At 74.9% G+C, this 12,397-nt stretch carries 13 protein-coding genes and 1 pseudogene; 6 read left to right on the top strand and 8 right to left on the bottom strand.

Features of this window, described 5'->3' with window-relative positions:
* From FHL79_RS23725 to FHL79_RS23735, 3 genes and pseudogenes are all read right to left on the bottom strand, one after another.
* A pseudogene (locus tag FHL79_RS23725) lies at nucleotides 1-442 on the bottom strand (HNH endonuclease); the annotation flags it as partial.
* Nucleotides 443-606: 164 nt separating this feature from the next.
* Nucleotides 607-1,809, bottom strand: a complete 1,203-nt coding sequence (locus tag FHL79_RS23730; RefSeq protein ID WP_138761021.1) for a cysteine desulfurase-like protein — start codon at nucleotides 1,807-1,809, stop codon at nucleotides 607-609.
* Between the two features lie 12 nt (nucleotides 1,810-1,821).
* On the bottom strand, nucleotides 1,822-3,225 hold the full coding sequence (locus FHL79_RS23735) for a bifunctional 3-(3-hydroxy-phenyl)propionate/3-hydroxycinnamic acid hydroxylase (RefSeq protein ID WP_138761022.1): 1,404 nt from the start codon (nucleotides 3,223-3,225) through the stop codon (nucleotides 1,822-1,824).
* Nucleotides 3,226-3,290: 65 nt separating this feature from the next.
* Between FHL79_RS23735 and FHL79_RS23740 the strand changes: the two genes are divergently transcribed.
* On the top strand, nucleotides 3,291-3,686 hold the full coding sequence (locus FHL79_RS23740; protein WP_171058322.1) for a DUF3224 domain-containing protein: 396 nt from the start codon (nucleotides 3,291-3,293) through the stop codon (nucleotides 3,684-3,686).
* A gap of 10 nt (nucleotides 3,687-3,696) precedes the next feature.
* Here the strand turns inward: FHL79_RS23740 and FHL79_RS23745 are convergent, their stop codons facing one another.
* Nucleotides 3,697-4,059: a hypothetical protein gene (locus FHL79_RS23745; RefSeq protein ID WP_138761024.1), complete on the bottom strand. Its 363-nt coding sequence runs from the start codon at nucleotides 4,057-4,059 to the stop codon at nucleotides 3,697-3,699.
* A 241-nt stretch (nucleotides 4,060-4,300) separates the two neighbouring features.
* On the opposite strand from FHL79_RS23745, the gene FHL79_RS23750 reads away from it, so the two are divergent.
* Together FHL79_RS23750 and FHL79_RS23755 are read left to right on the top strand one after the other, a co-directional pair.
* Nucleotides 4,301-5,431, top strand: coding sequence for an NDMA-dependent alcohol dehydrogenase (locus FHL79_RS23750; RefSeq protein WP_138761025.1), 1,131 nt, complete (start codon nucleotides 4,301-4,303; stop codon nucleotides 5,429-5,431).
* A gap of 67 nt (nucleotides 5,432-5,498) precedes the next feature.
* Complete coding sequence (locus FHL79_RS23755; RefSeq protein WP_138761026.1) at nucleotides 5,499-5,894, top strand: response regulator transcription factor; 396 nt, start codon at nucleotides 5,499-5,501, stop codon at nucleotides 5,892-5,894.
* Nucleotides 5,895-5,904: 10 nt separating this feature from the next.
* Here the strand turns inward: FHL79_RS23755 and FHL79_RS23760 are convergent, their stop codons facing one another.
* Nucleotides 5,905-7,791 (bottom strand): AAA family ATPase, encoded by a 1,887-nt coding sequence (locus tag FHL79_RS23760; protein WP_138761027.1) that lies wholly within the window; start codon nucleotides 7,789-7,791, stop codon nucleotides 5,905-5,907.
* 100 nt (nucleotides 7,792-7,891) lie between these two features.
* Nucleotides 7,892-9,028, bottom strand: coding sequence for an NDMA-dependent alcohol dehydrogenase (locus FHL79_RS23765; protein ID WP_138761028.1), 1,137 nt, complete (start codon nucleotides 9,026-9,028; stop codon nucleotides 7,892-7,894).
* 275 nt (nucleotides 9,029-9,303) lie between these two features.
* On the opposite strand from FHL79_RS23765, the gene FHL79_RS23770 reads away from it, so the two are divergent.
* The 3 genes from FHL79_RS23770 to FHL79_RS23780 are packed head-to-tail and all read left to right on the top strand — an operon-like array spanning nucleotide 9,304 to nucleotide 11,199.
* Nucleotides 9,304-10,332 carry an SPFH domain-containing protein gene (locus FHL79_RS23770; protein ID WP_171058323.1) on the top strand — a complete coding sequence of 343 codons (1,029 nt, stop codon included), beginning with the start codon at nucleotides 9,304-9,306 and terminating at the stop codon, nucleotides 10,330-10,332.
* A 9-nt stretch (nucleotides 10,333-10,341) separates the two neighbouring features.
* Nucleotides 10,342-10,671, top strand: coding sequence for a hypothetical protein (locus FHL79_RS23775; protein WP_138761030.1), 330 nt, complete (start codon nucleotides 10,342-10,344; stop codon nucleotides 10,669-10,671).
* Nucleotides 10,672-10,710: 39 nt separating this feature from the next.
* On the top strand, nucleotides 10,711-11,199 hold the full coding sequence (locus tag FHL79_RS23780; protein ID WP_138761031.1) for a RidA family protein: 489 nt from the start codon (nucleotides 10,711-10,713) through the stop codon (nucleotides 11,197-11,199).
* A gap of 31 nt (nucleotides 11,200-11,230) precedes the next feature.
* On the opposite strand, the gene FHL79_RS23785 is transcribed toward FHL79_RS23780, so the two are convergent.
* A complete protein-coding gene (locus FHL79_RS23785) occupies nucleotides 11,231-11,806 on the bottom strand; it encodes an MOSC domain-containing protein (RefSeq protein ID WP_171058324.1) in 576 nt (191 codons plus the stop codon).
* Nucleotides 11,803-12,397, bottom strand: a 595-nt coding sequence (locus FHL79_RS23790) for an ATP-dependent Clp protease proteolytic subunit (protein WP_218938591.1), incomplete at its 5' end; no start/stop codon positions are given. The genes FHL79_RS23785 and FHL79_RS23790, both read right to left, overlap by 4 nt.

The following is a 12,397-nucleotide window of genomic DNA, read 5'->3' on the forward strand; positions in this document are numbered from 1 at the left end:
GCTGCAGCACGTCGGCCAGCGCGGTGGCCCGCCGCTCGTCCAGCTCACCGGCCTGCAGCGCGGCGAAGGTGGCCGGCAGCTTCCTCAACCACGTGCGGGCGCGCCCGTACCGGGCAGCAGCGGTGTTACGGCCCAGGTTGAGCACCGCCGACAGCTCCGCGGTGAAGAACTCACTGGCCCCGTCACAGCCCTCATCGACCGCCCACCCCGGCCGGCGAGCGCCCGGCGTACCGGGCTGCGGGTCGTCGGCGGCCGGACGCTGGCCGGCCAGGCCCATGATCAGCTCGGCCTCGTAGGCAGTGTCGACCGCGCGGCGGGCCTGCACCCGCTGCAGCTCCACCGCCTTCTCCTCAGCCGACAGCCACGAGACCGGCAGCCGCGGCGGGGCCGTACGCGGTGCCCACACCACGTCGACCACGAGACCGCCCGGATGTCCTGCCACGAGTCGAACATACGTACGGGGTACGACAGTTCTGGAGATCCAGGCGCATCACCCGCGAACCAGCCCACCGGCACCGACCCCAGTACCGCGGCGATGTCCACGAGGACGGCACGGCCCGCTCCGAGATGTCCCGGCCAGCCGTCGCCACGCCCGGCGCACCCAGCTCAGCCGCCGAGGAACTCCCGCAGGCCGGTGAGCAGCCGGTCGACGTCGGCGTCGTCGTTGTAGGGCGCGAGCCCGACCCGCAGGCCGCCGGTGTCGCCGAGGCCCAGGTGCCGCGAGGCCTCCAGCGCGTAGAACGACCCGGCGGGGGCGTTCACCCGGCGCTCCGCGAGGAACCGGTAGGCGTCGGCGGCGTCGCGGCCGGCGAAGGTGAGCAGCAGCGTCGGCGTCCGGGAGGCGGCGCGCGACCACAGCGTCACGCCCGGGAGCCCGCGCACGCCCTCCTCGATCCGCTCGCGCAGCCGGTCCTCGTGCTCCTCCAGCGCAGCCATCGACGCCGTCAGCCGGGTGCGCCGCTCCCCCTCAGGGCCGGCCAGACCGGCGAGGAAGTCGATGGCGGCCGTGGTGCCGGCGAGCTGCTCGTAGGGCAGGGTGCCCAGCTCGAACCGCTCCGGCACCGCGTCGGTCGAGGGCAGCAGCTTGTCCGGGTGCAGCGTCTGCAGCAGCGCGGGCGCGGCGACCAGGCAGCCGCAGTGCGGGCCGAGGAACTTGTACGGGGAGCAGACGTAGAAGTCCGCGCCGAGCGCCTCGACGTCCACCGCCGCGTGCGCGGTGAGGTGCACGCCGTCCACCCAGGTCAGCGCGCCGGCCCGGTGCGCGAGCGCGGTGATCGCAGGGACGTCGGGGCGGGTGCCGATCAGGTTGGACGCGCCGGTGACGGCGACCAGCCGGGTCCGCCCGGACAGCAGGGCGCCGACGGTCGCCGGGTCGAGCTCGCCGGTCGCGGGGTCGAAGTCGGCCCACCGCACGGTGGCGCCGCGGGCGGCTGCCGCCTGCACCCAGGGGCGGATGTTCGCGTCGTGGTCCAGCCGGGTCACCACCACCTCGTCGTCCGGCCCCCAGCCGGCCGACAGCACCCGGGACAGCTCGTAGGTCAGCGCCGTGGCGCTGCGCCCGAAGACGACGCCGCCAGGATCGCCGCCGGTGAGGTCGGCGACCGCCTGCCGGGCGCCGCGGACGACGGCGTCGGCGTTGCGCTCGGCCTCGGTCACCGACCCGCGGTTGGCGATCGGCGCGGTCAGCGTCGCGGCGACCGCCTGCGCCACGACGGCGGGGGTCTGCGAGCCGCCGGGGCCGTCGAAGTGGGCGTGGCCCGCGGTCAGGGCGGGGAAGGAGGCGCGGACTGCCGCGACGTCGAGAGTCATCGACTGCGCACGTTAGCGCCGGGCGGCGGCGGCGACGATCCGGTCCGGGCGCACCAGCACCGACCGGCGTCCCAGCCAGCGGGTGAGCTCGGGTGACCCGAGGTCGGCGACCGGCAGCACCCGACCCGGCCAGTCGGGCGGCACCGGTGCGCCGCCGGAGAGGACGACCCAGTCCGGGCCGAGCACGTCGTCCAGCCGCCGCGGCCCGGCGACCGGCGGCTGCGGCAGCAACGCGCCCACCGGGGAACGGGGGGCGACGCGCGACCGCCGGACCAGTGGTCCGGGCCGCAGCGGCGGGGTCCGGCTGGACGTGGCGAAGGCGGCCACCCGCGGCACCCGGCGCACCCCGCTGAGCACCGAGCGGCGCACCAGGGCGGCGCGCTCGCCGCCGCCGGTCATCAGCCGGCCCAGCAGCACCGCCAGCCGGACCAGCGCGCGGGCGTGCGGTGCGCGCTCGGCCTGGTGGGTGTCCAGCAGCGCGTCGTCGGCACCGGCGAGGACGGCCGCGAGCTTCCAGGCCAGCTGGTGCACGTCGCGCAGCCCCAGGCCCAGCCCCTGGCCGATGAACGGCGGGGTGAGGTGCGCGGCGTCCCCGCAGAGCAGCACCCGGCCCTGCCGCCACCGGTCGGCGACCTGCGCGGCGTAGCGGTACTCGGCCGACCGGACGACGGTGCAGCCGGCGGCGCCGAAGCGGCCCAGCAGCCCGGCGAGGTCCAGGTCGGCGACGGCCTCGTCCTCGTGCAGCCGGAACTCGGCGCGGTACCGGTCGTCGGCGACCGGCATGAAGGTGGCCGGCCGGACGGCGTCGCAGACCTGCTGCACGCCGGGCCAGACCGGCAGCGGCGCGTCGGCCACCAGGTCGACGACCAGCCACCGCTCCCCCGGGCCCAGGTCCCGCATCCGGGCACCGACCTGCCGGCGCACGGTGCTCCTCGCCCCGTCGCAGCCGAGCACCGCGTCGGCGACCAGCTCCTCCTCGGCGCCGGTGTCCCGGTCCCGGACGGTGAGACGGACCGGTCCGGCACCGTCCACGCGCAGCACCTCCACCCCGCCCCGCAGCCGGGCCCGCGGTTCGGCGGCCAGCGCGTCGCGCAGCACCCGCTCCAGGTCGGGCTGGCTGAACATCGAGCCCTGCGGCCAGCCGTGCTCGCCGGCCCCGCGGGGGAACTCGGCCAGCGTGCGGCCGTCGCCGTCCAGCAGGCGGAGCCCGGCCATCGGCCGGCTGACCGCAGCGAAGGCGTCGGCGACGCCGGCCGCCTGCAGCACCCGCAGCGACTCGTCGTCCAGGTGCACCGCCCGCGGCAGCGGGTGGGCCTCGGCGTGCCGGTCGAGCACCAGGACGTCGAGGCCCCGGCAGGCCAGCAGCAGTGCTGCGGTCACCCCGACCGGCCCGGCGCCGACGACCACCACCGTCACGCGGCCGAGTGTGCCTGTCGGGGAAGTGCACGACAGGACGGCGGTCGATCGGGCAGCCTGTCCCCGTGGACCTGCACCTGGACGCCCCGTTCTCCCTCGACACCTGGGACGGCGTCGCCGACCCCGACCCGGCCGACCCCGACGCCCCGCCGACCGCGCGGGTGGTGCTGGCCAAGACCTACACCGGCGAGCAGCTCACCGGCTCGGCCACCGGTCACGCGCTCACCACGAACGGTCCGCGCGGCGCCTCCTACGTGGCGCAGGAGCGGATCACCGGCACGCTGGCCGGGCGCACCGGGAGCTTCGTGCTCGAGCACGGCGCCTCGATGGGCGAGGGCGTGCCGACCACCCAGTGGGCGCGGGTGGTCGTCGGCTCCGGCACCGGCGAGCTGACCGGCCTGCAGGGCACCGGCGTCGTCGCGCACCAGCTGCTGACCCTGGACGCCGCGCTGCCGGACTGACGTCCGCCGGTCAGCGGCCGGCGCGCTCGTCGAGCACGTCGGCCAGCAACGTCACCGCTCCCCAGCTCGCGGCAGCGAGGGCGACCAGCGGGGCGCGCGCTCCCCGGCCGGCCAGCCCGGCCCCGAAGGCCGCGGCGTCACCGGCGTCGGCGACCACCCGGGCGCCGGTGGCGAGCCGGCGGGCCCGGCCGGCCGGGGCGGCGACGAGCGCCAGGCCCAGGACGACGTCCCGGACGCCGAGCGAGCGGGTGAGCAGGCGGGTGTCCGGGGTCTCCGCCAGGCCGCACGGCCGGAGCAGGATCGTGGGCACGGCGACCAGGGCCGCCCCGTAGCCGGCCGTCGCGGCACCGACGAGGGAGGTCAGGGAGGGCACGGCAGCTCCTGCCAGCGGGACGGCGTCGGGCGGTGTCCAACCAAGCAGCGCGCCGCCGGGCCCGCCAGTCGGCGCCCGCGAGCAGGTGGCGGCCATCGTTGCGCGACGTTGCACCACGGGGCGGTCGCCTTGACGGCATCACCGCTGCTCCGCACGCTGTGACCCACGACACGCCGCACCGGTGCGGCGTCCGGCATGTGCCCGCTGCACCTCGCGGCGGGCACGAGAAGGGACACACAGGTTGAAGACCAAGGGCGCGATCCTCTGGGGCAAAGGCGAGGAATGGTCGGTCGAGGAGATCGAGGTCGGTGACCCTCGCGAGGGGGAGGTCACGGTCGAGCTGGCCGCCTCGGGCCTCTGCCACAGCGACGAGCACGTGGTCAACGGCGGCACCCCCGTGGCCTTCTTCCCGGTCATCGGCGGTCACGAGGGTGCCGGTGTCGTCACCAAGGTCGGCCCGGGCGTCACCGGGCTGAAGGAGGGCGACCACGTGGTCACCGCCTTCATCCCGGCCTGTGGGCAGTGCCCGCCGTGCTCGCGCGGCCAGCAGAACCTGTGCGACCTCGGCGCGAACCTGCTGACCGGGCAGTCGATCTCCGACGGCAGCTTCCGGGTCCAGGCCCGGGGCAAGGACGTCGTCCCGATGTGCCTGCTGGGCACGTTCTCGCCCTACATCACCGTGCACCAGGCGTCGGTGGTCAAGATCGAGCCGGACTTCCCGCTCGACGTTGCCGCGCTCGTCGGCTGCGGTGTCACGACCGGCTGGGGGTCGGCGACCAAGGTCGCCGACGTCCGTCCCGGGGAGAACGTCGTGATCATGGGCGCCGGCGGTGTGGGCATGAACGCTGTCCAAGGTGCGGCCGCGGCCGGCGCGAAGCGGGTCATGGTCATCGAGCCGGTCGCCCAGAAGCGGGAGTGGGCGATGGGTCTGGGTGCCACGCACACCTTCGCCAGCATCGAGGAGGCCACCGGCCCGATCAACGAGCTGACCTGGGGCCGGATGGCGGAGAAGACGATCATCACCGTCGGCGAGATCCAGGGCGAGGACATCGCGGCCGCGCTCAGCGTGACCGGGAAGGGCGGCCGCGCCGTCGTCACCGGCATGGGGGACTACGCCCACATGGACGTCAAGCTCAACCTGTTCGAGCTCACCCTGCTGCAGAAGGACCTGCAGGGCGCGATCTTCGGTGGGCTGAGCCCGCGCGCGGCGATCCCCGCGCTGCTCTCGCTCTACCAGGAGGGCCAGCTCAAGCTCGACGACCTGGTCACCACCCGCTACTCCCTGGAGGACATCAACAAGGGCTACCAGGACATGCGCGACGGCAAGAACATCCGCGGGATGGTCGTCTACACCGACGCCGACCGCCGCTGAGCGGACCCCGTCCCGCGGCGTCGTCGCCGCGGGACGGGCATTCGGGGGCCCGACCACGGAGGTGGCGATGACAGGACCGCTGCTGGCTCCGGCGGGCGCACCACCCCGGGACGTCGAGGACCCGGTACACGTGGAGGAGCTGCGTGCCCTCCACTCCGACCTGCGGCTGATCGCCCAGGACCTCGCCGACGACGTCCTGCGGTACCGCGTGCACGTGGTCTGCGCCCGGCTGGCCGCCCTCGGGACCTCGCCGGCCGAGGAGCCGTCGGTGCGGCTGGCACCGCGCGAGACCGACGTCCTGGCGATGGTGGCGCTCGGGTGCAGCAACGCCGAGTCCGCCCGCCGGCTGTCGCTGCGCCCGGAGACGGTGAAGAGCTACCTCAGCAGCGCCATGACCAAGCTCGACGCGCACACCCGGCACGAGGCCGTGGTGCGCGCCCGGCGCCTCGGTCTGCTGCCCTGAGCGACCCGGGTCAGCCGAGGAGCCGGCTCAGCGCCGGGCCGATGTCGGTCAGGGTCCGCACCGGCAGCGCCCTCCCGCCGCCCCGGGCAGCCAGCGCCCGGGCGGCCTCCTCGACCTCCGGCGTGGGCAGCGGGTACAGCACCTCAAGCCGGTCGATGCCCGCGAGCGCGCTCTCCGGCGCGTCCCCCGAGGTGTGCAGGCAGTCCGACAGCAGGACGACGACCCGTTCGTCCGCGCCGGTGGCCAGCAGCTCCCGCCGGGCGGCCCGCAGGGCCGCGGCCAGGTCGGTGACCCCGTGCCCGCGCAAGGTGACCAGCTGGCCGACCAGGTCCTCCACGACCCGGTGCTGCCCCTGCCGCTGCAGCACCTCCACCTGACCGGAGAAGGTGAGCACGCTGGTCTCGAGCTTCTCGTCGGCGGCCAGCGCGACGCCCGCCGCCGCGACCGCGGCGATCGCGACGGCCAGCCCGTTCATCGAGCCGGAGCTGTCCACGAGCAGGCAGACCGCGCGGCGGTGCCCGGTCCAGCTGCGGGTCACCAGGTCCTCGCTCGCCGGCGGCCAGCTGCCGGTCCAGCGGTCCAGCGTGCGGTCCAGGTCCAGGTCGCCCTCGGCCCGCCGGTCGTGGACCAGCCGCCGGGTGCCCCGGCTGCGGGCCCGGCCGACCCGGCCGACCTGGATGAACACCCGGCAGGCCAGCCGCCGCGCCGCCGCCCGCAAGTCCCGGTCGGTGGCCAGTGCCATGTCGACCAGCATCGCGGCCGCGGCGTCGGGGTCCTCGGCCATCACGACCGCGAAGGCGTCCTCGTCGAGCTGGCCGACCTGCGGGCTGACGTCGTCGAAGCCGTCGTGCCGCAGCTGCATCTCCCGCCGGCTGGTCTGCCGGCGCTGGCCGCCGCCCGCTCGGTCACGGCGCAGGGCGGACGCGGAGTCGGGGCCCGCCGTCTCGGACGGCGGGCCCTCACCTTTTCCCGAGCCGCCCGCGGCCTGCTCGTCGGCGCCCGCGTCGGCACCCGGCTCGGCCGGCTCCGGCGGTGGCCCGTCCTCCGGCCACACGTCGGCGAGGATCTCGTCCAGGACCGACTCGGGGCTCCGCTCGACCCCCTCGGTGACCTTGATCCGGCCGGACAGCGCGGCGTGCATGGCGTCCCGGGCGGTCTCGCGGGCGCCGTCGGCCGACAGTCCGTAGCCGCCGCGCATCCGGAGCAGGCCGTCCAGCAGGACCACCAGGTCGATCGCCCCGCGCACGGAGGAGCCCATCCGCAGGTCCCGGTGGTCGCGGGTGGCGCGCACCAGCCGGACGGCCAGCCCGATCGGTGACGGGTCGGCGCCGGTGACCGCACCCACGATCGCCCGCTCGGCCGCGGCGTCCTGGTAGCCGAGGACGACCCGGCACATCCGGTCGGCGATGGCCTGCCCCACCCGGGCGGTGCCGATGGCGTCGAAGGGGTTCATCGCCGCGATCAGCCGGAAGCCCGCCGTGGCGCGCACGTGCCCGAGCCGGGGCACGGTGATCTCGTTCTCGGTGAGCACCGTGATCAGGACGTTGAGGGTCTCCTCGGGGATCCGGTTGAGCTCCTCGAGGTAGAGCAGCCCAGAACCGCGCATGGCGGTCAGCAACGGCCCGTCGGTGAAGCTGCTCGGGACGTAGCCCTCGGCCATGACGGCGGCCGGGTCGTACTGGCCGATCAGCCGGCCGGGCGTCAGCTCGGCGTTGCCCTCGACGAAGACGACGTCCTGCCCGACGTCGGCGGCGATGGAGCGCAGCAGCGTCGACTTGCCGGTGCCCGGCGGGCCCTCGAGGACGACGTGCCGGTTGGTCTGCAGCGCGACGGTGAGCACCTCCCGCTCGCGGCGCAGGCCGATGACGGTGGTCGGTGGCGCGTGCTCTGCGGTCACAGCAGCCTTCCGGTCGCGGGTCCGACGTCCAGTGTGCGCCCGCGCCCGGACGCCGTCCGGAGCCGTGCCCGGTGGTCCGGGCACGGCTCCGTCGGGTCGGTCAGGCGGGAGCGCCCTCGAGCGGCGGGGTGTCGAAGCGGATCACGCCGCGGATGTTCTTGCCCGCGACCAGGTCCTCGTACCCCTGGTTGACCTCGTCCAACGTGTAGAACGTCGTGATCAGCTCGTCCAGCTTCAGGTCGCCGGACTGGTAGAGCTCGACCATCTTCGGGATGTCGTTGAACGGGTCGCCGGAGCCGAACAGGCTGCCCTTCACCGTCTTCTCGAACAGCGTCAGCATGGCGCTGTTGAGCTCGATGTTGGTCTTGGTCGGGTCGGCCAGGCCGGTGATGACGACCGTGCCGCCCTTGCGGATGGCGGTCACCGCGTCGCTGACGACCTTCGCGTCGACGACGCCCACGGTGATGATCGCCTTGTCCGCGCCGACCCCGCGGGTGAGCTCCTGGATCAGCTCCTGCGCCTCCTCGGGCGTCTCGCAGGTGTGCGTGGCGCCGAGCTGCTCCGCGGCCTCCCGCTTGTTGGGCAGCGGGTCGATCGCCACCACGTTCCGGGCGCCGGCCAGGGCCGCACCCTGCACGGTGTTGATCCCGATGCCGCCGATGCCGTAGATGGCGATGGTGTCCCCCGGCTCGGTGGCCGCCGCGTGCACCGCTGAGCCCCAGCCGGTGGGCACGCCGCACCCGATCAGCACGACCTTGTCCAGCGGCAGGTCGTCGTCCACCTTCACCGCGGAGTTCTCGCTGATGACGGCGCGCTCGGAGAAGGTGCCCAGCATGCACATCCCGCCGAGGTCCTCGCCGTTGTGGTGGAAGCGGTAGGTCCCGTCGGGGAGCATCCCGTCGAGGATGGTCGCGCCCTGGTCGCAGAGGTTGGACCGCCCGGTCGAACACCACCGGCAGTGCCCGCAGACCGGGAGGAAGGAGCAGATGACGTGGTCGCCGGGCTCGAGCCGGGTGACCCCCGGGCCGACCTTCTCGATGATGCCCGCGCCCTCGTGACCGCCGACGATCGGGAACCGCGGCACGATGTCGCCGTGCCGGAGGTGTTCGTCGGAGTGGCAGAGGCCGGCCGCGACGAAGCGGATCAGCACCTCACCGGCCTTGGGCTCGTCCAGTTCGATCTCGGTGATCTCGAACGGTTCCCCGACGGCGCGCAGGACAGCTGCTCTGGTCTTCATCGACCCTCCAGACTGGTCGGCCCCCTGGGCCGCACGGTTGAGCGGACGGACCCGACCAGGTCTGCGCGGCGGTCTCCCCCGTACCGCTGCCCTCGCGCCGGGCACCCGCCCATCCCCAGCGCCGACGTGTGATCCGGGCCACCCCCGGATGGGGGTGGCCGCGCACCCCGCCCTGCCGAGGGAGATCCGGAACGGGCTGCGGGCAGATCCCACCGCTCGGGACCCGGCGGCCGTACGCTCCGCTGCCGCATCAGCGCCCAGCAGCAGGAGAGACCGTGCCCGTGAAGTCCCTCAAGCCGTCCCCCACGGGTGCGGCCGACCTGCCGGTCCGCCCGGCACAGCGCCCGCGCGGCCGGCGGGTCCTGCTCAGTCTGGTCCTGGCCCTCGCCGTCGTGCTGGGCGTGGTGGTCCCCGGCATCGCCTTCGCCTCCGGGTTCACCAAGGCCGACGGCGGGCACGTGGTCGTCGTGCGCAACGGCGGCCCGTTCGACGACAACAGCATCCGCCAGGTGATCCAGCCGAACTCCTCGCTGACCTCCACCGGGCTGTTCTCCGCCGAGCACCCCTACCCCTCGACGCAGCGGAACTTCAAGGTCAGCGGGCAGGAGGACGCCGACTCCAACGAGGTCATCAACGTGCCCACCAAGGACGGCGTGCTGGTCGGCGTGGAGGGCACCTTCTACTTCGACGTCAACTTCACCGACGAGGGCGTGATGAGCGCCTTCGACGACAAGTACGGCACCCGGACCTACCCCGGCCCCGACGGCGCGATCTACGCCTGGGACGGCGACGAGGGCTGGAGCGCGTTCCTCAACTTCACCCTGGGGAACCTGGTGCAGAACGTGCTCCGGCAGGAGATCGGCGACGTCGAGTGCGCCGACCTGGTCGCCTCGTGCTCGCTGGCGGCCAACTCCAGCGCCCAGGCGGTCGCGGTCATCGACCCCAACGCCAACGGCAACCAGACCATCAACCAGGTGCAGGCGGCGGTGAACGAGGCGTTCAGCAAGGACGTCAACGACGTCCTCGGGGTGGACATCCTGGTCAACCCGCGGTTCGTGCTCAGCAAGATCGAGCTGCCGCAGAACGTGCAGGACGCGATCAACCAGGCGCAGGCGGCCTTCGCCGGGGTCACCGAGTCCCAGGCCGCGCTGCAGCGGGCGCAGATCGACGCGCAGGCCGACGCGGCCCGGCAGGGCGGCTACGACGCCTGCTCCACGTGCGCGCAGATCGACGTCCTCAAGGCCCTGCCCGACGGGCTCACCACCTACGCCCCGGGCACCGGGTTCACCGTCACCGGACAGTGAGGCACCGCCGTGGTCCTGCTCGACCTGATCGTCCTGGCCCTGCTGGTGACGCTGGCGGTGGTCGCGGTGCAGACCTGGCTCGGCCGGCCGGCCCGCCAGTGGCCGGCTGCCGAGGCGGCCGCCCGCTGGGAGGACGCCCATGAGGCCGTCGGGGGCGTGACCCGGGTCGTCGTCCGCAAGGTCGCCCGGCTGCCCACCGGGGAGACCCGGGTGCTCGGCGAGTCGGTCGTCGAGGAGATCCCGGACGGCGCACCGGACTGGCACGAGCGGTTCAGCGCCGCCCGGCAGGTCGCCTACGACCGGGCCATCGACCTCAACGGCCCGTCGCTGTCCGGCTGACGTGGGCGCCGCAGCCGCCGCCCGGTGCAGGATCTCACCGTGCGCATCGAGGAGCGGCTGGCCGAGCTCGGCCTCACCCTGCCGGCGGAGCCCGCCGTGCCCCCGCCGGCCACGGGGACGCTGCCGCCGGACTGGGTGCGGGTGGTGGGCCGGCGGGTCCTCGTCTCCGGTCACGGGCCGTTGCTCCCTGACGGCAGGCCCGCCGGGCCCTTCGGCCGCGTGCCCGATGAGGTGCCGCTGGAGATCGCCCAGGAGTCGGCCCAGCTGGCTGCGCTCGCCGTCCTCGGCACCGTGCAGCGGGCGGTCGGGGACCTGGACCGGATCGCGGCCTGGGTGACTGTCAGTGGCTTCGTCTTCGCCGAGCCGGGCTACCGGCACACCACGGCGGTGCTCAACGCGTTCTCCGCCGTCGTGCACGACGTCTTCGGCCGCGAGGTGGGCGCGCACGCGCGGACGGCGATCGGCGCGGCCACCCTGCCGCTCGGTGTGCCCGTGGTCGTGGCGGCCGAACTCGAGCTGCGCAGCTGACGCCCCGCACCGGCCCGTCCCAGATCCCTCCTCACGGCTGACCGAGCCGTCGGAGCGCGGGACGGACCGGTTCCCCGGCCCGCGCCGGGTCGAGCGGGACGGCGGAGCGGAGCACCGCCGGCCCGAGCACCCAGACGCCGTCGCCGCGGGCTGCGCAGCGGATCCCTGCGCGGCCGCGCAGACCGCGGTGCGCGCCCGGCAGCAGCGCCAGGTCCAGCCACGCGCAGGGGTTCGCCGGGCGACCACCGGCGAGCAGGACGCCGTCCAGGCTGAAGGGCTGTCCGCGCAGCGCCTCGACCTCGGCGCCGCGCAGGACGACGTTGCGCCGGGTGGCCAGCGGGTCCAGCGGACCGCTGCCCAGCTCAGCGGCCAGCGCCTCGAGGGCCTCCACGGCGATCACCGTGACCGAGGCGTCCCGATGCGCGGGCCGACCGGCGTAGCGATCGCCCACGATGCCGAACCCGGCCCGCACCTCCAGCCGGTCGCGCCGGTCCGCCGCACCGTCGGCGAGGGCCGGGTCGGGCCGGCCGTCCCAGCGGTGCCCGGGCGAGGCGAGCAGACCGACCACCTCGACGTCGTACCGGTACGGCAGCTCGCCGTCGCTCACCCGGCCCGACCGTGCCGCGGCGCGGCCGTGTCGTCGGCCAGCCCGTACGCCCGCGCCTCGTCGGCGGTGAGCAGCCGGCCGGCGCGCACGTCGCCGGCGACCTCCTCGATCGGGCGGCCGCAGGCATCGGCCAGGCGCTCCTCCAGCCGCCGGACCTGCCGGGCGTGCTCGGCCGCCCACGCCTCGACGTCCCAGCCACGGACGCCACGGGGTGGCTGCGGTCCGGTGAGCTGCAGCGTGGTGTGCGGGCCGACCGTCCGGACGTCGCCGACCGCGAGGAGCGCGACCGCCGCACCGGCGAGGGTGCCCAGCGCGGTCACGTGCACCGGAGCACCCATCAGGTCCAGCGCGTCGACCAGCGCCAGCGCCGTCTCCAGGTCCACCCGGACGCCGGACAACCGGAGCTGCACCGGGTCGTCGCCGGACGCGTCGAGGAGCGCCAGGGTGGCGATCGTCCGGTTGGCGGTCTCGGCGTCCACGTCGCCGGAGAGCGTCACGACCCGCTGGTCAGCGAGCCGTTCGGCCAGCCAGTCCGGCCCTCGGACCTCCACCGACGAGGACGCCGAGACGGGGCCCGGGGCGGTCGGGTGG

The organism is Modestobacter altitudinis (genome assembly GCF_005930475.1).
Classification (GTDB): domain Bacteria; phylum Actinomycetota; class Actinomycetes; order Mycobacteriales; family Geodermatophilaceae; genus Modestobacter; species Modestobacter altitudinis.

Coding starts and splice junctions, on each gene's coding strand:
- FHL79_RS23730 (WP_138761021.1), bottom strand. CDS start 1,809: ATGACTCTCGACGTCGCGGCAGTCCGCGCCTCCTTCCCCGCCCTGACC.
- FHL79_RS23755 (WP_138761026.1), top strand. CDS start 5,499: ATGACAGGACCGCTGCTGGCTCCGGCGGGCGCACCACCCCGGGACGTC.
- FHL79_RS23765 (WP_138761028.1), bottom strand. CDS start 9,028: ATGAAGACCAGAGCAGCTGTCCTGCGCGCCGTCGGGGAACCGTTCGAG.